This is a genomic window from Acidovorax sp. (assembly GCF_027492855.1).
Taxonomy (GTDB): domain Bacteria; phylum Pseudomonadota; class Gammaproteobacteria; order Burkholderiales; family Burkholderiaceae_C; genus Acidovorax.
Window position 1 is genome coordinate 197,697 of the sequence record NZ_JAPUDY010000051.1, and the last position, 19,536, is coordinate 217,232.

Sequence of the window (19,536 nt, forward strand, 5' to 3'; positions counted from 1 at the left end):
AAAGCCTTCTTCAATAGAGGGCGCCGCCGACACTTCGGCCGCGCAAGCCACCACCTTACCCGCAGCCGTACACCCGCCGATGAATCTGAGACAGCGAGTTTGCGAAGCTCGGCAAAACTTGTAACAGTTGGTCAAACCCACCCCAAAAACCCGAACTTTGCCGCTCCAAGTGATCAGAATCGGCTCTGTTACAAATTGGACTTGGGATCAACATGGCCACAACAACCAACCGCACCGACAAAGTTCTGGTGGTGGACGACGATGCGCGAATCCGCGATCTGCTGCGCCGCTACCTCACGCAAGAGGGCTTTGAAGTCATGGTCGCCGAAGATGGCAAGGCCTTGAACCGCCTGCTGCTGCGCGAGACAGTGGACATCATCGTGCTGGACCTGATGATGCCCGGTGAGGACGGCCTCTCGATCTGCCGCCGCCTGCGCGCCACCAATGACCGCACGCCCATCATCATGCTCACCGCCAAGGGCGAGGACGTGGACCGCATCGTGGGCCTGGAAGTGGGCGCCGACGATTACCTGGGCAAGCCCTTCAACCCGCGCGAGCTGTTGGCCCGCATCCACGCCGTGTTGCGCCGCCGCCCTGCACAAGAAGCGCCCGGCGCTCCATCGGGCGACAACGAAGTCGTCACCTTCGGCCCCTTTACCTTCGACCTGGGTACGCGTGCTCTGCAACGCAATGGCGAGGAACTGCCCCTGACCACCGGCGAGTTCGCCATGCTCAAGGCCTTGGTGCGCCACCCGCGCCAACCCTTGTCACGCGAAAAGCTGGCCTTGCTGGCCCGTGGCCGGGAGTTCGAACCCTTTGATCGCAGCCTGGACGTGCAAGTCTCACGCCTTCGCAAACTGGTAGAGGTGGACGCCGCCGCGCCGCGCTACATCCAGACAGTGTGGGGCGTGGGCTACGTGTTTGTGCCGGACGGCACGAACTGATCCCCCTATGTACAAAACCGAGGGCAAGCTGAGACAGTCGCCCCGGGAGTCCGCTACGGCCTCCGAAGCGACCAGCCCCGCACCGCTGGAGGCCATTCGCCGGGCGCGGGAGCAACGTGCGCGCGTGGGCCTCAACCTCTTCTGGCGCACCTTCTTTCTGCTCGCGCTGTTGCTGGTAGGGAGCATCCTGGCCTGGCTGCAGACCCTGCGCGCGCTTGAGTTCGAGCCACGCACGCTGCAGACCGCGCAGCAAATCGCGTCGCTCGTCAACCTGAGCCGGGCGGCGCTGGTGCACTCCGATGCCATCGCGCGCGTGTCCCTCATCAAGACCATGGCCGACCAGGAGGGCGTGCGCATCCTGCCGCGTGAGCCCAAGGACAAATATGCGCTGCTGGCCCCCACCGCGCTGGGCAACCGCCTGACCGACGAGCTGACCCAGCGCCTGGGCCCCGACACCATCGTGGCCCAAAGCGTCAATGGTGAAAATGGCCTGTGGGTGGGCTTCAATATCAACGGCGACCCCAACTGGCTGCTGATGGACCGGTCGCGCTTCAGCCCGGCCGGCGGACGCACCTGGCTGATCTGGCTGATCACAGCGGCGGCACTCTCGCTGGCGGGCGCTGCCGCCATTGCGCGCCTGATCAATCGCCCGCTCAAACAACTGTCGTATGCCGCCAATCGCGTCAAGGATGGCGACTTCGCTGCCAGCCATCTGGACGAAGAGGTGGTCACCAGTGAAATCCGTGAGGTGAACATTGGCTTCAACCGCATGGCCCAAAAGCTCGCCAAACTGGAGCAAGACCGCGCCGTGATGCTGGCAGGCATCTCGCACGACCTGCGTACGCCACTGGCTCGCCTTCGGCTGGAAACCGAGATGAGCGTGAACGATGAAGTAGCACGCGAGCACATGGTGGCCGACATCGTGCAGCTCGATGCCACCATCGACAAGTTCCTTGACTATGCGCGGCCCGACCACGTGACGCTGACGCCGGTCAACCTGCATGCCGTTGTGTCGTCCTGCGTATATGCCGTGCAAGACCACCGGGAGCTGCAAATCACCATGGCCGTGCCCGAGGACCTGAACGTGCTGGCCGACGAGGTGGAGCTGGCCCGCGTGATCTCCAACTTGCTCGAAAACGCTCGGCGTTACGGCAAAGCCGAAGAGACAGGCATTACCAGCGTGGACATCGTTGCCAAGAGCCGCGAAAGATGGGTACTGGTCAAGGTACGTGACCATGGCGCTGGCGTTCCGCCTGAGCAGCTATCCAACCTGACCAAGCCTTTCTTTCGTGGCGACTCAGCCCGCACGGCTGCCGCAGGGGCTGGCCTCGGCCTGTCGATCGTTGACAAGACGGTGCAGCGCATGGGTGGCATCTTTGCCTTGGCAAACTCCAGCACCGGTGGCTTGGTGGCCCATCTGCAACTACAGCGGGCCTCTGACCAGCCGGATGGCGTGGACCCAAAACAACGCCTGCAGCGCCCCTCCGTCAAGCGGCAGTTGCCACGCCGGCGGGCGGAGGACAAGATCTAGGTCCACGAGCACCCGCCAGACAGTTCGAACCTCCAAAAAGAGATCGCCCCCTGCGCGGGGCGGTCTCTTTTTTTCCTTGGCGCAGGACCGCTGCCTGCGCCGGTCACCTCGCCCCTCAAGCCACTTCGCGCAGCGAAGCCCTGAGGATCTTGCCCACCGGCGACTTGGGCAACTGCTCGCGGAACACGATCTGGCGCGGCACCTTGTAGGCCGTGAGCTGGGTGCGGCAGTGGCGCTCCACGTCTTCGGGCGTGAGCGCGGGGTTGCGCGGCACGACGAAGGCGCGCACGGCCTCGCCGGTAGCCGCGTCGTGCACGCCGATGACGGCAGCTTCGGCGATGTCGGGGTGGGCGGCGAGCACGTCTTCCACCTCGTTGGGGTAGACGTTGAAGCCGGACACGAGAATCATGTCCTTCTTGCGGTCCACGATGCGGATGAAACCGCCCTCCTCCAGCTGCGCGATGTCGCCCGTGTGCAGCCAGCCGTCCCGGATCGCGCTGGCGCTGTCTGCCTGCGCATGCAGGTAGCCGGCCACGACTTGCGGCCCTTGCACCAGCAATTCGCCGCGCTCGCCCTGGGGCAGGTCGCGCCCCTGGTCATCGACGATGCGCACACGGCAGCCCGGCATGGGCACGCCCACGGTGCCCAGGCGCGGCGTGGCCGAGGGCGGGTTGCACGAGACGATGCAGGACGTCTCCGTCATACCATAGCCTTCGAGGATGGGGCAGACCAATGCCTGCCAGGCCTGCGCGGTCGAGGTGCGCAAGGCCGTGCCGCCCGAGAACGCATAGCGCAGCCTGGGTGGATTGGCCTGGAACCAGGGCTCGGCCAGCAGGCCGGCGAACAGCGTGTCCACGCCGGCGGTCCACTGCACATCGAACTGCTCGAAGGTTTTTTGCAGGTTGGCCATGGGGCGCGGATTGGGCACCAGCAGGTTGCGCGCACCCACCTCGAAGAACACCAGAAAGTTCACCATGAACGCGAACACGTGGTACATGGGCAGCACGGTGAGCATGGTCTCGCCCTGCTTCGGCCCGTCGTAGGCGTCCAGGAAATCGCGCGTGATGCGCAAGGTGGCCAGGATGTTGCCGTGCGTGATCACCGCGCCCTTGCTGCGCCCGGTGGTACCGCCCGTGTACTGGTACACCGCCACAGGGTGGCTGCGGTGTTCGATGGGTGCCAGCGCCTGACCACTCACCAGCGCGTCGGCCATGCGCGGCAGCGGCGCTGCGGCGGGGTCGGCAGGCCCGGCCATCTTGGCGCGGATGGCCGATGCCACCGGTTCGTCAAAGAAGTCCCACAGGCTGGCCGTGAGCACGGGCACGCCCAGCGCCTGCGCCACGGGCCCGGCCACTGGCAAGAACATGTCGGCCACCAGCAGCAGCCTGGCGCCGCTGCCTTCGAGCTGCAGGCGCAGCTCGCGCCCGGTGTACAGCGGGTTCACGTTGGTCACGATAAGCCCGGCCTTCCACGCGCCGAACACCGTGATCGGGTAGTGCAGGCAGTTGGGCAACTGCAGCGCGAGCACCTCGCCCGCCTGCAGCCCCTGCTCGCGCACCAGCCAGGCGGCAAAGGCGTCCGACAGCGCATCGATCTCCTTGAAGCTGCACACCACGTTGGCGCCCGCGGGCAGCACGAAGGTGAAGGCGGGCTGGTCCCCGTGGTCGGCTGCGGCCTGCGTGGCCAGGTGCGCGGCATTGGCGGGCAGTGCCGCCAGGTCGAGCTGGTAGTTGCGCAGGGCCTCTGGGTAGGACCCTTCCCAGGGCGAGGACGCTGGCGGTGCGACGGTGGCGGTCATGGGCTTGTCTCCTGTCTCTTTTTTTATGAACGCATCAGGCCTTGGCTTTGAACGCTGGGAGCTTGTCACCCAGGCGGACACCCATCTCGGCACCCAGGGCCTGCAGGCCGCTCAGGGGGCGCACCATGACTTCGAACTCGGTGATCTGGCCAGCCTCGTTGAAGCGCACCAGGTCGATCCCCTTGAGCTGCTTGTCGCCCACGTGGGCGCTGAACTCCAGCACGATGTTCAGGCCGTCGTCGGTGGCCAGCTGGCGGTGGTAGGTGAAGTCCTCGAACACCTGGATCACGGTGGACAGCGCCAGCATCAGCGCCGGGGCCGAGGTGTAGGCCGTGTTCGCCATGGGCGAGCGGAACACCGCATCGGGGTGCACGATGGTCAGCAGGTTCGACAGGTCGCGGCTGGCCACCATGTGGTGCCAGGTAGCCAGCGAGCGGGCGACGGCGGGGTGGATGTTCTTCGGGGCTTCGGTCATGGAATGTCTCCTCTGAGTGGATTGAAAGAAATCAGATGCGGGCTGCGAGCGTCGTGCCCTGCAGGATGGCGCGCTTGGCATCGAGCTCGGCGGCCACGTCGGCGCCGCCGATGAGGTGCGCGCTCTGGCCCGCAGCCACGAGCGCGTCGTACAGTGCGCGCAACGGCTCCTGGCCGGCGCAGACGACGATGTGGTCGACATCGAGCACGCGCGGCTGGCCGTCGATGGTGATGTGCAGGCCGGCGTCGTCCACGCGCTGGTAGGCCACGCCCGAGCTCATGCCCACGTTGCGCGCCTTCAGCGATGTGCGGTGGATCCAGCCGGTGGTCTTGCCCAGCTGGTCGCCCACCTTGCTGGCCTTGCGCTGCAGCAGGTGCACCTGGCGCGCAGGCGCCTCCACCTGCGCGGCGCGCAGGCCGCCAGCCTGGGCATAGCCGGTGTCGATGCCCCATTCGTCGTTGAACTTGGTGGGTGCCAGGGCCCCGCTCTCGCCTTCGTGCGTGAGGTACTCGCCCACGTCGAAGCCGATGCCGCCCGCGCCGATCACCGCCACGCGCTGGCCCACGGGCTGCTTGTCGCGCAGCACGTCCAGGTAGCTCAGCACCTTGGGGTGGGTGATGCCCTCGATGTCGGGCGTGCGCGGCCGGATGCCCGTGGCCACCACCACCTCGTCATAGCCCTGGCCCGCCAGCTCGCTCGCGTCCACGCGGGTGTTCAGGCGCACCTCCACGCCATGCAGTTCGATCTGGCGGCGGTAGTAGCGCAGGGTCTCGTAGAACTCCTCCTTGCCCGGCACCTGCTTGGCGACGTTGAGCTGGCCGCCGATCTCGCTGCCCGCATCAAACAGCACCACCGCATGGCCGCGCTGCGCCGCCGTGACGGCAAAGCTCAGGCCCGCAGGGCCGGCACCGACCACGGCGATGCGCTTCTTCGCCGCCGCGGGCGCGATGACCAGCTCCGTCTCGTGGCAGGCGCGCGGGTTGACCAGGCAGCTGGTGATCTTGCCGCCGAAGGTATGGTCCAGGCAGGCCTGGTTGCAGGCGATGCAGGTGTTGATCTCGTCGGCCCGGCCCTGGCGCGCCTTGCGCACGAAGTCGGCGTCGGCCAGGAGAGGCCGCGCCATCGAGACCATGTCGGCACAGCCCTCGGCCAGCAGGCGCTCGGCCACCTCGGGCGTGTTGATGCGGTTGGATGTGATGAGCGGTATGCCCACTTGGCCCATCACCTGCTTCGTCACCCAGGCATACGCCGCGCGTGGCACCTTGGTGGCGATGGTGGGGATGCGCGCCTCGTGCCAGCCGATGCCGGTGTTGAGGATGGTGGCGCCCGCCGCCTCAATGGCCCGGGCGAGCTCGATCACCTCGGCCAGCGTGGAGCCGCCCTCCACCAGGTCGAGCATGGACAGGCGGTAGATGATGATGAAGTTCGGGCCCACGCGCTGGCGCGTGCGCCGCACGATCTCGACCGGAAAGCGCATGCGGTTGGCATAGCTGCCGCCCCAGGCGTCGTCGCGCTGGTTGCTGCGCGCGGCAATGAACTCGTTGATCAGATAGCCCTCAGAGCCCATGACCTCTACACCGTCGTAGCCCGCATGCTGGGCCAGCGCGGCGCAGCGTGCGAAGTCCTCGATGGTCTGCTCCACCTCGTCGGCCGTGAGCGCATGCGGCACGTGGGGGTTGATGGGCGCGCGCAGCGCGCTCGGGGCCACCAGGTCGCGGTGGTAGGCATAGCGGCCAAAGTGCAGGATCTGCATGGCGATCTTGCCGCCCTCGGCATGCACGGCCTGCGTCACCTTGCGGTGCTGCTCGGCCTCGTGCTCGTTGACCATCATGGCCCCGCCCTGCATGGGCCGGCCGCGTTCGTTGGGCGCAATGCCGCCCGTGACGATGAGCCCCACCTCGCCGCGCGCCCGCTCGGCATAGAAGGCCGCCATGCGCTCGAAGCCGTTGGCCACCTCCTCCAGCCCCACGTGCATGGAGCCCATGAGCACACGGTTCTTCAGGGTGGTGAAGCCCAGGTCCAACGGGGCATGCAGGTGCGGGTAGGGGCTGCCGCGGGTCAGCGGCACCGGGGCAGTTTTCAGGACAGCATTCATCGGGGGTCTCCTTAACGTTTATGCAACCAGTTGCACAAATATAGCCGCGCCACCGCGTTTATGCAACTGGTTGCAAAAACAATGAAAGCGTGCCCCGATTCAGGCAAGATCGGGTGTTCCGAATTCCTGGTTGCCTGCCTGACTGCATCTTTCGTCCGATGTCCCTGCCCCACGCCCTTCTCACCGCCCTGGTCGAACACCCCTGCTCAGGCTCGGAACTCGCCGAGCGCTTCGACAAGTCCATCGGCTACTTCTGGCACGCCACGCACCAGCAGATCTACCGCGAGCTGGCGCGGCTGGAGGAGGCGGGCTGGATCGAGGCCCTGCCGGCCGAGACGGGCCGGGGCCGCAAGCGCCAGTTCCGCCTGTTGCCCGCAGGCCGCAAGGAGCTGCGCCGCTGGATCGCCGAGCAGCAGGACCCCACGCCCCTGCGCGACGAACTCATGGTGCGCCTGCGCGCCGACGCCGCCATCGGCCCCACCGGGCTCGAAAAGGAAATCGCCCGCCGCCAGGCCATGCACCAGGAGAAACTCGCCGTCTACCAGCGCATCGAGCAACGCGACTTCCTGGGCCGCGAACTGAGCCGCGAGCGCCGCCTGCAGCACCTGGTGCTCAAGGCCGGCATCCTGCAGGAGGAGCTGTCGCTGGCGATCTCGAAAGAGGCGTTGGAGATCCTGGGCGATCCCCCCGCCTGAACTCGCCAGGCTCACCCCCAAAAGAAAAGGGCATCCGCGCCCTGTGTGCGGATGCCCCGATGAATGCGATCAACGGACAGGAAAACCGTCGCTCAGCGCACCATACACGGCGCCTTGTTGTTGAACTTCCACCCCGGGATCAGGTACTGCATGGCAATCGCGTCGTCGCGGGCGCCCAGGCCATGCTGCAGGTACAGCTGGTGGGCGCGCTCCACGGCGTCCATGTCCAGCTCCACGCCCAGGCCGGGCTTCTTGGGCAACTCGATGAAGCCGTTTTGGATCTGGAACGGCTCCTTCGTCAGCCGCTCGCCGTCCTGCCAAATCCAGTGCGTGTCGATCGCCGTGACGCGGCCGGGGGCGGCCGCGCCCACGTGGGTGAACATGGCCAGCGATACGTCGAAGTGGTTGTTGGAGTGCGAGCCCCAGGTCAGGCCGAAGGCCTGGCACATCTGCGCCACGCGCACCGATCCGGCCATGGTCCAGAAGTGCGGGTCGGCCAGTGGAATGTCCACCGACTGCAGGGCCAGGCTGTGCGCCATTTCGCGCCAGTCGGTGGCCACCATGTTGGTGGCGGTGGGCAGGCCCGTGGCGCGGCGGAACTCGGCCATCACCTCGCGGCCCGAGAACACGCCCTCGGCACCGCAGGGGTCCTCGGCATAGGCCATCACGCCGTGCAGGTCGCGCGTGATGCGGATGGCATCTTTCAGCAGCCAGCCGCCGTTGGGGTCCAGCGTCACGCGCGCTTCAGGGAAGCGCGCATGCAGCGCGCGGATGGCCTCGACCTCTTCCTCGCCGCGCAGCACGCCGCCCTTGAGCTTGAAGTCGGCAAAGCCGTAGCGCTCGTACGCCGCCTCGGCCAGGCGCACGATGCCATCGGCCGACATGGCCTTCTCGTTGCGCAGGCGGAACCAGTCGTTGTCGGCACCGGGCTCGGTGCGGTAGGCCAGGTCGGTCTTTGCGCGGTCGCCCACGTAGAACAGGTAGCCCAGCATCTGTACCGATTCGCGCTGCACGCCGTCGCCCAGCAGTGCGGCCACCGGCACACCCAGGTGCTGGCCCAGCAGGTCCAGGAAGGCCGATTCCACCGCCGTCACGGCGTGGATGGTGATGCGCAGATCGAAGGTCTGCAGGCCGCGCCCGCCCGCATCGCGGTCGGCGAACTGGGCGCGCATGGCGTTGAGCACGGCATTGTGATGGCCGATGGGCCGGCCCACGATCAGCGGGCGTGCGTCCTCGATGGTCTGGCGGATCTTCTCGCCGCCAGGCACCTCGCCCACCCCGGTGTTGCCCGCGCTGTCGCGCAGGATGATCAGGTTGCGCGTGAAGAAGGGGCCGTGCGCACCGCTCAGGTTCATGAGCATGCTGTCGTGACCCGCCACGGGCACCACGCGCAACTCGGTGATGACGGGGGTGCTGCTGGTAGAAGGGGTAGAGGTGGTCATGGTGGTTTGGCTTTGGGGCACATGCGCCCCGGTCTTTCGTCTCACAGCGGCTCACAAACCTCAGCGAAGCGGTCCTAGCTAGGCGCTACGTCGCAGGCAGTGCGAGTAGCACGACAAGACGGAGCAACAACGCCAGGAGAGGTTTTTGAGTCGCTCTCAATCAGCGGTGATTTTTCGCGTCTCAATCACCGTCTTCCAGCGCGCAAATTCGCGCGCCTGGTACGCGGTGAAGGCTTCGGGCGTGCTCGCCACGATCTCCAGGCCCTGGTCGAGCATGCGCTTCTTCACGGCGGGGTCGTTCATGGCGGCGACGGCGGCGTCCGAGAGCTTCTTCTTGAGCGCGGCTGGCAGCCCCTTGGGTGCGGCCATGCCCTGCCAGGAATAGACCTCGGCCCCGGCCACACCGGATTCAGCCAGCGTGGGCACGTCGGGCAGCACCGGGCTGCGCTTGTCACCGGTGACGGCAATCGCATGCAGCTTGCCGGCGCGGATGTGCTGCAGCACGGCGTTCACGTTCTGGAAAGAGAACTCCACCTGCCCGCCCAGCAGGTCGTTGATGGCCGGTGCGCCGCCCTTGTAGGGGATGTGCAGGCCTTCGGTACCGCTTTGCTGCCAGAACACTTCGGCCGAGAGGTGGTCGGACGAGCCGTTGCCCGAGCTGGCAAAGCTCACCTTGCCGGGGTTGGCCTTGAGCTGGGCGATCACCTCTTTCACGGTGCGTGCCTTCTGGCCGGGGGCGGCCACCAGCACGTTGGGCGCCTGCACGGGCACGGTGATGTAGTCGAAGTCCTTGAGCGCGTCATACGGCACGCTCTTGAGCAGGTGCGGCGCCACGACGAAGGCGCCCAGCGAGGACACCAGCAGCGTGTAGCCGTCGGCCGGCGCACGCTTGACCATGCCGGCCCCCAGCGTGCCCGTGGCACCGGGGCGGTTGTCCACCACGAAGTTCTGGCCCAGTTTCTCGCCCATGTGCAGGGCCATGGCGCGGGCCACCATGTCAGTGGAACCACCGGCCGGGAACGGCACGATGATGGTGACGGGCTTTTCAGGCCAGGCGGCGGGCGTGCCCGTCTGGGCCGATGCGGCGAAGGCCAGGCTGCAGGCGCTGGCAACGAGCAGCAGTTTCTTGAGGAACATGGTGGTTGTCTCCGAAAGGTGACGTTGGGGGTCGATGGCCCTCTTGCGGGGCCTCGTTCAACGGGGTGGTGTGGGGTGTATGGCCGCGTGGCGCTTGCTACTTACTGCGGCCCGAGCTTGTCGATCAGCGCCTTGAGCTCTTCCATCTCACGGGGCTTGAGGTCCGTGAGCGGCGCGCGCACCGGCCCGCCGTCGTGGCCCACGATGCGTGCGCCCGCCTTGATGATGGAGACGCCATAGCCCTCCACCCGGTTGCGGATGGCCAGATAAGGCATGAAAAACTCCTTGAGCAGGCGGTGCTGCGTGGCCATGTCGTCCGCCGCCACGGCCTGGTAGAACTCCATCGCCGTCCTGGGGATGAAGTTGAACACCGCAGACGAATACACCGGCGTGCCCAGCGCCTTGTAGGCGGCGGCATAGACCTCGGCCGTGGGCAGCCCGCCCAGGTACGAGAAACGGTCGCCCATCTTCATGTAGATGGAAGACATGACCTCGATGTTGCCCACCCCGTCCTTGAAGCCGATCAGGTTGGGGCAGCGCTCGGCCAGGATGGCCAGCGAATCGGGGGTCAGCTTGGTGCGGTCGCGGTTGTAGACGATCACACCGAACTTCACGCTCTTGCAGACCTGCTCGACATGGGCGATCAGGCCCTCCTGGCCGGCTTCGGTCAGGTAATGGGGCAAGAGCAGGATGCCATGGGCCCCCAGGCGCTCAGCCTCTTGCGCATGGGCAATGGCGGTGCGGGTGGGGCCACCGGCGCCGGCAATGATGGGCACCTTGCCACGGCAGGTGTCCACGGCGGTTTTGATGACCTGGCTGTATTCCGGGCCGGAGAGCGAGAAATACTCGCCCGTGCCGCCGGCGGCAAACAGGGCGCTGGCGCCATAGGGGGCCAGCCACTCCAGGCGCTCGATGTAGGTGCTGGGGCGGAATTCACCCTGTTCGTCGAAGTCCGTGATGGGAAAGGACAGCAGGCCGGAGCCCATGATGGTTTTGAGGTCTTGGGGGGTCATGGTGTCCGTGGTCAATTCGTGGTGATGCGATGTCAATGCCTGAATGTTAACGTTGTCATTGTCGTACAACATAGGGCAAACCCTAAACATTGAGTATTTTTTGGCAGCTGCTTGAGTGCCCGACAAAGACTTTCAAAACCACCGTTGGCCGAAGCGCCGCGCTCGCCATGGCTCCGCCTTGGACACAGGAGGCGAACAATGGACCGGGCACCGCAACAGCGGGATGGCTTTTGCCGCGCGGCCTGAATTTCGACGCGCCCACATGCCTTGATGAGCGTGTGGTGAGTACGCCCAAAACACCGAGGCCGCACACCACCACAGCCACCTCGTGCGTAGACTTTGCCCCATTGGCGCACTCCCCGATCTCTTACAAAATCCAGGCGGCCGTCTTCCTGCACGAACACCAATGACAATGACCACCGCCTCACTGGACCTCTTCCTCGCCCAATCGTCGTGGACCTCTTGCCTGACCGATGAGGAGGCTGCGCGCATGCGCAAGGCGATCACGGTCCGCAGCTTCCCCGCTGGCAGCGCGGTATTTGCACGTGGCACGCCGACGGCCCACTGGGCCGGGGTGATGGAGGGAATGCTGAAGCTCGACAACATCACCGAAGAAGGCCGCATCAGCACCTTTGCGGGCGTGCCCTCGGGTGCCTGGTTCGGCGAGGGATCGGTGCTCAAGGACGAGCCCCGGCCCTATGCCGTGACGGCGCTGACGGACAGCGTGGTGGCCCTGCTGCCGCGCAGCGACTTTCTGCGGCTGCTGCACGAGAGCCATCCGTTTGCGCTGTGGCTGATCGGGCAGCTCAACGCACGCCTGGCGCACTATGTGGCGCTGGTGCAGACCGACCGGCTGGGCGACACCACGGCGCAGGTGGCGCACAGCCTGTCGGGGCTGTTCAACGATGCGCTGTTCCCCAACACCGCGCGGCGCATCACGCTGTCGCAAGAGGAACTGGGGCGCCTGTCGGGCGTGTCGCGCCAGGTGGCCAACCGGGCGCTGCAGGAACTGCAGGACCGGGGCGCGATCCGCCTGGGCTATGGGTCGATCGAGGTGATCGACCTGAAGGTATTGCAGGCCATCGCGCGAGAAGGCTGAACACTCAGCCTGCAGACTCTGCCGGCAACTGCGCCAGCTTTGTGATGGCCTCGCGGCTGCCCGCGATCTCGCGCAGGCGAAACTTCTGGATCTTGCCCGTGGCCGTGCGCGGCAGCATGTCGAAGACGACCTGGCGCGGACACTTGAAGCGCGCCAGGTGGGCACGGCAGAAGTCGATCAGATCCTCGGCGCTCACGCTGCCCACCGCATCGGGCTTGAGCTCCACGAAGGCGCAAGGCACCTCGCCCCAGCGTTCGTCGGGCTGGGCCACCACGGCGGCCAGCAGCACGGCGGGGTGGCGGTGCAGCACGTCTTCCACCTCCACCGAGGAGATGTTCTCGCCGCCCGAGATGATGACGTCCTTGGAGCGGTCGGTGATCTGCACATAGCCATCGGGGTGCAGCACCGCGATGTCGCCGGTGTGGAACCAGCCGCCGGCAAAGGCCTTGGCCGTGGCGCCGGGGTTCTTGAGGTAGCCCTTCATCACCGTGTTGCCGCGCAGCATGATCTCCCCAGCCGTCACCCCATCGGCCGGCACGGGCTGCAGCGTGTCGGGGTTGAGCACTTGCAGGTGCTCCAGCGCCGCAGCGCGCACGCCCTGGCGCGCCTGCAGCTGGGCACGCCCGGCCTCGGGCAAGGCCGCCCAGCCGGGCTGGCGAACGCAGCTCACGGGCGTGCCCGAGACTTCGGTGATGCCGTACACATGGTCCACATCGAAGCCCATCGCGGCAATCGCCTGCAGGATGGCTGCGGGGGGCGGCGAGCCGGCCGTGAGCACGCGCACCGGGCGCGGCAGCGCGATGCGCTCGTGCGCCGGTGCATTGGCCAGCATGGCCAGCACCGTGGGCGCGGCGCAGAAATGGTCCACCCCGTGCGCGGCAATCGCCTCGAAGATGGCCTTGGCCGTGACCTTGCGCAGGCACACATGCGTGCCCGCCGCCGCCGTGACAGCCCAGGTGAAGCACCAGCCGTTGGCGTGGAACATGGGCAGCGTCCACAGGTACACAGGGTTGCGCGGCATCGCCCAGTCGGTCATCTGCAGCAGGCTCATGAGGTAAGCGCCACGGTGGCTGGGCACCACGCCCTTGGGGTCGCCCGTGGTGCCCGAGGTGTAGTTCAGCGCGATGGGGTCCCACTCGTCTTCGGGCCACAGGCCTTCGAAGGCCGGGTCGCCCTCGGCCAGCAGGGCCTCGTAATCAAGTGCGCCGAAGGCCGGCTGCGCGGGCAGGCCCGCATCGTGGATGGCGATCACCAGCGGCGGCTGCGCCAGGCTGGCGACGGCCTGGGCCGCCAGCGCCGCGAACTCGCTGTCCACCAGCAGCACACGCGCCTCGCCGTGGCGCAGGATGAAGCCGATGGCCTCGGCGTCGAGCCGGCAGTTGATGGCGTTGATGACCGCACCGCAGAGGGGGATGCCCAGGTGCGCCTCCAGCATCGCGGGCGTGTTCGGCGCGAGGATGGCCACCGTGTCGCCGCGCTGCACTCCGCGCCTGGCCAGCGCGCTGGCCAGGCGGTAGGCGCGCTCGCGCGTCTGCGCCCAGCTCTGCGTGCCGCCGCCATGCACGACGGCAATGCCCTGCGGGTGCACCTGCGCGCTGCGGTCCAGAAAGCCCAGCGGCGTGAGCGGCAGGTGGTTGGCGGGGGTGCGTTCCAGGCCCTGCTGGTAGGGGTTGCGGGGCACTCCGGGCGTTGTGGTGGCTTGCATGTGGTTGTCTCCTGTGGTGTTTACGCGTGGAAGGTGGTGAACGACCCAACGCTCTCGCGTTCCGTCACCAGCGTGTTCTCGATGCAGGCGGGGTTGGCATGGCCCAGGCCCATGCCGCAGACCACCATCTCGGTGTCGGGGATGCCCAGTTCGGCATGGATGACCTGGTGGAATTTGGTGAACGCCACCTGCGGGCAGGTGTCGAGCCCACGCGCGCGGGCCGCCACCATCAGGCTCTGCAGGAACATGCCGTAGTCGAGCAGGCTGCCGGCCTGCAGGGCACGGCTCACCGTGAAGATCAGCCCCACGGGCGCATCAAAGAAGCGGTAGTTGCGCCCGTGCTGCGCGTGCATGCGCGCCTTGTCGCCTTTGGCGATGCCGAGCAGGCCATACAGGTCCCAGCCCACCTTGCGGCGCCGGTCCACATAAGGCGACACCCAGTCGAGCGGGTAATAGTGGTAGGGCTCGGTGAGGGTCCCGGCCGCATCCCCATCGTTGTCCACGGCGGCGATGGCGGCGCTCAGCCGCTCCTTGGCACTGCCCGTGAGCACATGCACGCGCCAGGGCTGGGTGTTCATGCCCGAGGCCGCATGGCGCGCCACGTCGAGGATCGCATGCACCTCCCCCAGCCCCACCGGCGTGGGCAAAAAGGCGCGGATGCTGCGCCGCGAGACAATGGCCCAGTCCACAGCCCGTTTGAGCGCAGGAGCGGGAACGGGTGCGGTCGAATCCCGCGGCACGGAGTGTGCAGAGGGCGATGGAAAAGTCGGTGAACAGGTCATGGCGGCATGCTAGGCAGGGATGCCGCTTGTGACTGTCGATGCAAAGACATTTGGCGGGATTCACCCGGCGCCCAGGTCTGAGAACCTGTTCTTATAGACTCCCCGCATGCCTGCTGCCCCGCCCCCCGCCCCCCCATTTACCGCCACGCGCGACCGCCCCGTGGTCACGCTGCGCGAGGTGGCCGAGCGCGCGGGGGTGTCGATGATCACCGTCTCACGCGCAATCCACACGCCGCAGCAGGTGTCCGAGCGCACGCGGGTGCGCGTGCAGGAAGCCGTCTCCGCCATGGGCTATGTGCCCAACCTCGTGGCGGGCGGCCTGCGCTCGGCGCGCAGCCATGTGGTCACGGCGCTGGTGCCCACCCTCACAGGGCCCTTGTTCGGCGAGATGGTGCAGGCGCTTACCGATGCGCTGGAGCTGCGCGGCTTTCAGGTGATGGTGGGCCAGGTGGGCTATGCACACTCGCGCGAGGACGAGCTGCTGCGCGCCATCGTGGGCCGGCGGCCCGATGGCATCGTGGTCACCGGCATCATGCACTCCCCCGAGGGGCGGCGCCTGCTCGCAGCATCGGGCATCCCCATTGTGGAGACCTGGGACTTCACCGACACCCCCATCGACATGCTGGTCGGCCTGCGGCACGAAGCGCTGGGCGCGGCGGTGTGCGAGCACCTGCACGCCCGGGGCCGGCGCCGGCTGGCCCTGCTCAGCGGTGGCGACGAACGCGCCGCTCGGCGCGCGCAGGGCTTTGCGGCGGCGGCGCAGCGCCTGGGCCTGCGCGCACCCACCGTGCGACTGGGCAAATCGCCCACCACCCACGCCGACGGCCGCGAGGGGCTGGCGGCCCTGCTGGCCGACACGCCCGACATCGACGCCGTGTTCTGCAGCTCGGACATGCTCGCCCTGGGCGTGCTGACCGAGGCGCGCGTGCGGGGCATCGCCGTGCCGCAGCAGCTGGCGGTGATGGGCTTTGGCGACATCGACTTCGCGCAGACCGTGAGCCCCAGCCTGTCCACCGTGCGCATCGACGGCACCCGCATGGGGCAGACGGCAGCCCAGTGGATCGCCGACCGCGCCGACGGCAAGGCCGTGGCCGCGCCCGTGGTGGACATCGGTTTCTCGGTCATTGAACGGGAAAGCACGTAGCAGCGCGCAGGCGCTACACCCCGCCCCGCACCACACCCGCCAGCTTCTTCACCAGCGGCTCCATGGCCTGCACCGGCACCTGCGCATAGCCCAACAGAAAGCCACGCCAGGGCTGCGCGCGCAGGCCCACGGCGTGCAGGCTCAGGGCCGGCGCCATGATGCCGTGCCGCGCCATGAGGCGCGCGCTCAGCGCCACGTCGTCCACGCGGCCATCGTGCAGGCGCAGGGCCAGGTGCATGCCGGCCGTGCCGCCGTGTACCGTGGCTACATCGCCCAGGTGCCGGGCCAGCGCGGCCACCAGCGCATCGCGCCGCTGGCGGTACAGGCGGCGCATGCGCCGCAGGTGCAGCGCAAACTGGCCGCTCACGATGAACTCCGCCAGCGCCCGCTGGTCGGCCGTGCGCCCGCGCGGCGCGGCGCGGTCCAGCAGCAGGGCCAGCGCGGGCGCCAGGGCCGTGGGCACCACCATGAACCCGATGCGCAGGCCCGGGAACAGCGTCTTGCTGAAGGTGCCCAGGTAGACCACGGGCGCATCGGGCGCGAGGCCCTGCATGCAGGCCAGCGGCGGGCCGTCGTGGCGGAACTCGCTGTCGTAGTCGTCCTCGATCACCAGCGCGCCGGCCTGGCGCGCGCCGTCGATCAGCGCCAGGCGCCGCGCCAGGCTCATCACGCTGCCCACCGGGTACTGGTGCGAGGGGGTGGTGTAGATCAGCCGGGGCCGCTGGCGCAGCCAGTCGCTGGCGGCCGGTGCCATGCCCTCGCCGTCCACCACGATGCCCACCGCCTTGAGCTGCGCGGCGCGAAAGGCCGCCACCGCGCCCTGGTAGCCCGGGTTCTCCATCCACACCTTGTCGCCCGCGTCGGCAAAGGCGCGGGCACACAGGTCCAGGCTGCCTTGCGTGCCGTCGGTGATGAAGACCTGCGCGGCGTCCACCAGCGCGCCGCGCGCCACGCGCAGGTGGCCGGCAATGGCCTCGCGCAGCGCGGGCTCACCCGCCGGGTCGGCGTAGTTGAGCTCTGCGGGCTTGAGCGTAGCCCAGGCTTTGTCCAACATCCGCCGCCAGCGCAGCACCGGGAACTCGCCCAGCGCCGGCACGCCCGGCGCGAACGCGGCCGAGGTCTCGGAGCCCGGCAGCGCCGGCATGTTCTGCGCGCGCCGCGACAGGCTGGCACGCGGTGCGGGTGCCTCTGGCCGGGGCACGGCGGCCACCAGCCGCCCGGCCAGCGGTGCCACCACGCTGCCGCGCCGGCTGGCGAGGATGAAGCCCTCGCTCGCCAGCTGCTCGTAGGCATACAGCACGCTGTTGCGCGCCACGCCCAGCTCCGCGGCCAACGCGCGGCTGGCGGGCAGGCGTGCACCGCTGGCCAGGGTGCCGCTGCGTATGCCCTGGCGCAGGCACTCGTGCAGCTGGCGCTGCTGCGGCCAGCGGGCGTGCGCCGGTTGCGCCTGGAAGGCCGTGAACAGCAACTGGAATTCCATGGTGTTTCTGTGGCCCTAAAAAATAATGGTGCCGTGGGTCTTATTCTGGCACCACGCAGGTCCTACATTTCGCTCCCTCAGCAACTTCCCAACCGGAACCACGACCCGTGAACGACACCTCTTCCGCCCCCCTGCCCCCGACCGACCGCACCCGCATCCGCCGCGCGGCCGAGAACGCCCGCTACGACCGCGCCACGCTGCACGCCATCATCGACGCGGCCTACCTGTGCCACGTGGCCTTTGCCGACGACAAGGGCACGCACTGCATCCCCACGGCCTGCTGGCGCGAGGGCGAGCACCTGTACATCCATGGCTCCAACGGCGGGCGCCTGATTAAGTGGCTGGGCCAGGGCATTGAGGCCTGCGTGACCATCACCCACCTGGATGGCCTGGTGCTGGCGCGCTCGGCCTTCAACCATTCGATGAACTACCGCTCAGCCATGGTGTATGGCCGTTTCGAGCCCGTGGCCGACAAGCACGCCTCGCTCGCGGCCTTGATGGACCACCTGGCCGTGGGCCGCCAGACCGAGATCCGCGCGGGCAATGACAAGGAGTTCGCGGCCACCACGGTGCTGCGCATCGCCCTCGATGAAGCCGCCTGCAAGGTGCGCAGCGGCCCGCCGGTGGACGATGCCGAGGACATGTTGCACCCGGTGTGGGCCGGCGTGCTGCCGCTGGTGCAGGTGCGCGGCGCGCCCGTGGCCGACCCGCTGAACGCGGTGGCCACGCCGGGCTATGTGGCGGCCTGGGCTGCGCAGACCGCCTGAAGGCTCAGGCCTTGTAGATCAGCGCGGCCGCCCGCGCTTCCATGGCCAGGCCCTGGCCCACGGGGCCCAGGCGCTCGGCTGTCTTGGCCTTCACATTGACCTGGTCGGGCTCCACTTCGAGCGCCCTGGCGATGCACTCGCGCATGCCAGGGATGTGCGCAGCCAGGCGCGGGGCCTGGGCCACCACGGTGCTGTCCACATTGCCAATGGTGTAGCCCGCAGCGCGCACGCGGCGCGCGGCCTCGGCCAGCAGCACGGCCGAATCGGCCCCTCGGAACTGGGCGTCGGTGTCGGGGAAATGCCGGCCAATGTCGCCCAACCCAGCCGCACCCAGGATCGCGTCGGTGATCGCGTGCAGCAGCACGTCGGCATCCGAGTGGCCCAGCAGGCCCATGGTGTGGGGAATGTGAACGCCGCCGATCACCAGCGGGCGCCCCGGCACGAGGGCATGCACATCCCACCCTTCCCCGATTCTGAAATTCATGTGTTCCTTTGCCTCGCTCCCGTCCGGGGCGGATTAGAAAATCGTCTTGCGCCCCGTCTCGCTGGCGCCATGCCCACGCTCGCCGCCAAAACGGGCCAGCGTGGTGCCATAGCCGCGCTGGGCCAGCACGGCCTCGGCCAGCGCGAAGTCGTCGGGGTAGGTCACCTTGAAGTTCTGCGCACCGCCGGGCACCAGGCGCGGGTGCAGGCCCATGGCCTCCATGGCGCTGGCCTCGTCGGTCACATTGGTGCCCACCTTGGCCAGCGCGTCCTGCAGCGGGCCGATGCGGAACATCTGCGGCGTCTGCGCCAGCCATTTGTTGCTGCGGTCCACGGTGGAGGCCACGCGCACGCCGCCCGGGCCGTCGATGGAGGTCTTGAGCGTATCGGCCAGCTGGTGGGCCAGCAGGCCGCCCACGGAATCGTGCACACAAGCGTCGATGAGCCGGTCGATCTGCTCGGCCGTGACCAGGCAGCGCGCGGCATCGTGCACCAGCACCCAGTCGTCGCGGTCAGCGCCGTGCTCCAGCAGGGTTTTGATCCCGCCCTGCACCGTGGCCGCGCGCGTGGGGCCGCCACATGGGGCCACAAAAAACGAGGGATGGGCGTGGGCCTCCAGGAAGTGGTCCCCCGGCGCCACGGCCACCAGCGTGCCTGCGAGCCGGGCCACGCCGGCAAATGCAGCCAGCGTGTGCATGACCATGGGGTGGCCCGCGACCAGGTGGTATTGCTTGGGCAGGGGCGGTGGCGCGGGCTCACCCGCCGCACCGGCCAACGCGCCAAAGGCCGACACCGTGCTGCCTGCGGGTGCCGCAGGCGGCGCGGCCACGGCCCGCGAACCCACGCCCGCACAGGGCACCAGCGCCCACAGGCGCCCCGGCACGGACATGGGCGCATGGGGAGCGGCGAGCGAGGGTTGCAGCAGCGGGTCGATGGTCATGGGGGG

17 protein-coding genes are annotated in these 19,536 nt (G+C 68.1%); 6 read left to right on the forward strand and 11 right to left on the reverse strand.

The features are described from left to right. Positions 1-212: 212 nt before the first annotated feature. On the forward strand, positions 213-944 hold the full coding sequence (gene ompR / locus Q0105_RS10540) for a two-component system response regulator OmpR (protein ID WP_298211505.1): 732 nt from the start codon (positions 213-215) through the stop codon (positions 942-944). Positions 945-951: 7 nt separating this feature from the next. After that, positions 952-2,475 carry a sensor histidine kinase gene (locus tag Q0105_RS10545; RefSeq protein ID WP_298211507.1) on the forward strand — a complete coding sequence of 508 codons (1,524 nt, stop codon included), beginning with the start codon at positions 952-954 and terminating at the stop codon, positions 2,473-2,475. Between the two features lie 115 nt (positions 2,476-2,590). On the opposite strand, the gene Q0105_RS10550 is transcribed toward Q0105_RS10545, so the two are convergent. From Q0105_RS10550 to Q0105_RS10560, 3 genes are read right to left on the reverse strand one after another with little or no spacing between them, the layout of a single operon-like run. Beyond that, a complete protein-coding gene (locus Q0105_RS10550; RefSeq protein ID WP_298211509.1) occupies positions 2,591-4,273 on the reverse strand; it encodes an AMP-binding protein in 1,683 nt (560 codons plus the stop codon). A 34-nt stretch (positions 4,274-4,307) separates the two neighbouring features. Continuing rightward, entirely contained in the window at positions 4,308-4,748 is a 441-nt protein-coding gene (locus Q0105_RS10555) for a nuclear transport factor 2 family protein (protein ID WP_298211511.1), read from the reverse strand. Positions 4,749-4,779: 31 nt separating this feature from the next. After that, positions 4,780-6,843: an NADPH-dependent 2,4-dienoyl-CoA reductase gene (locus Q0105_RS10560; RefSeq protein WP_298211513.1), complete on the reverse strand. Its 2,064-nt coding sequence runs from the start codon at positions 6,841-6,843 to the stop codon at positions 4,780-4,782. Positions 6,844-7,001: 158 nt separating this feature from the next. Here Q0105_RS10560 and Q0105_RS10565 point away from each other — a divergent pair, with 158 nt between their 5' ends. Beyond that, on the forward strand, positions 7,002-7,538 hold the full coding sequence (locus Q0105_RS10565) for a PadR family transcriptional regulator (protein ID WP_124510993.1): 537 nt from the start codon (positions 7,002-7,004) through the stop codon (positions 7,536-7,538). A gap of 92 nt (positions 7,539-7,630) precedes the next feature. Here the strand turns inward: Q0105_RS10565 and gudD are convergent, their stop codons facing one another. The 3 genes from gudD to kdgD form a co-directional block, all read right to left on the reverse strand. Beyond that, on the reverse strand, positions 7,631-8,980 hold the full coding sequence (gene gudD / locus Q0105_RS10570) for a glucarate dehydratase (protein WP_298211517.1): 1,350 nt from the start codon (positions 8,978-8,980) through the stop codon (positions 7,631-7,633). A gap of 156 nt (positions 8,981-9,136) precedes the next feature. Further along, a complete protein-coding gene (locus Q0105_RS10575) occupies positions 9,137-10,117 on the reverse strand; it encodes a tripartite tricarboxylate transporter substrate binding protein (protein ID WP_298211519.1) in 981 nt (326 codons plus the stop codon). 101 nt (positions 10,118-10,218) lie between these two features. Beyond that, entirely contained in the window at positions 10,219-11,130 is a 912-nt protein-coding gene (gene kdgD, locus Q0105_RS10580; RefSeq protein ID WP_298211521.1) for a 5-dehydro-4-deoxyglucarate dehydratase, read from the reverse strand. Between the two features lie 412 nt (positions 11,131-11,542). On the opposite strand from kdgD, the gene Q0105_RS10585 reads away from it, so the two are divergent. After that, complete coding sequence (locus Q0105_RS10585) at positions 11,543-12,229, forward strand: Crp/Fnr family transcriptional regulator (RefSeq protein ID WP_298211523.1); 687 nt, start codon at positions 11,543-11,545, stop codon at positions 12,227-12,229. Positions 12,230-12,233: 4 nt separating this feature from the next. On the opposite strand, the gene Q0105_RS10590 is transcribed toward Q0105_RS10585, so the two are convergent. Continuing rightward, the gene (locus Q0105_RS10590) at positions 12,234-13,934 is read right to left on the reverse strand and encodes an acyl-CoA synthetase (RefSeq protein WP_298211525.1); all 1,701 of its coding nucleotides are present in this window, start codon (positions 13,932-13,934) and stop codon (positions 12,234-12,236) included. A 20-nt stretch (positions 13,935-13,954) separates the two neighbouring features. Then, positions 13,955-14,716, reverse strand: coding sequence for a nitroreductase (locus tag Q0105_RS10595; protein ID WP_298211527.1), 762 nt, complete (start codon positions 14,714-14,716; stop codon positions 13,955-13,957). A gap of 106 nt (positions 14,717-14,822) precedes the next feature. On the opposite strand from Q0105_RS10595, the gene Q0105_RS10600 reads away from it, so the two are divergent. Continuing rightward, entirely contained in the window at positions 14,823-15,860 is a 1,038-nt protein-coding gene (locus tag Q0105_RS10600; protein WP_298211529.1) for a LacI family DNA-binding transcriptional regulator, read from the forward strand. Between the two features lie 13 nt (positions 15,861-15,873). On the opposite strand, the gene Q0105_RS10605 is transcribed toward Q0105_RS10600, so the two are convergent. Further along, positions 15,874-17,340, reverse strand: coding sequence for a PLP-dependent aminotransferase family protein (locus Q0105_RS10605; protein ID WP_298211531.1), 1,467 nt, complete (start codon positions 17,338-17,340; stop codon positions 15,874-15,876). Positions 17,341-17,447: 107 nt separating this feature from the next. Between Q0105_RS10605 and Q0105_RS10610 the strand changes: the two genes are divergently transcribed. Beyond that, the gene (locus Q0105_RS10610) at positions 17,448-18,107 is read left to right on the forward strand and encodes a pyridoxamine 5'-phosphate oxidase family protein (protein WP_124513057.1); all 660 of its coding nucleotides are present in this window, start codon (positions 17,448-17,450) and stop codon (positions 18,105-18,107) included. 4 nt (positions 18,108-18,111) lie between these two features. Here the strand turns inward: Q0105_RS10610 and ispF are convergent, their stop codons facing one another. Beyond that, positions 18,112-18,591, reverse strand: a complete 480-nt coding sequence (gene ispF / locus Q0105_RS10615) for a 2-C-methyl-D-erythritol 2,4-cyclodiphosphate synthase (RefSeq protein WP_124513055.1) — start codon at positions 18,589-18,591, stop codon at positions 18,112-18,114. 33 nt (positions 18,592-18,624) lie between these two features. Next, a complete protein-coding gene (locus Q0105_RS10620) occupies positions 18,625-19,530 on the reverse strand; it encodes a 2-C-methyl-D-erythritol 4-phosphate cytidylyltransferase (RefSeq protein ID WP_124513052.1) in 906 nt (301 codons plus the stop codon). Positions 19,531-19,536: the final 6 nt, after the last annotated feature.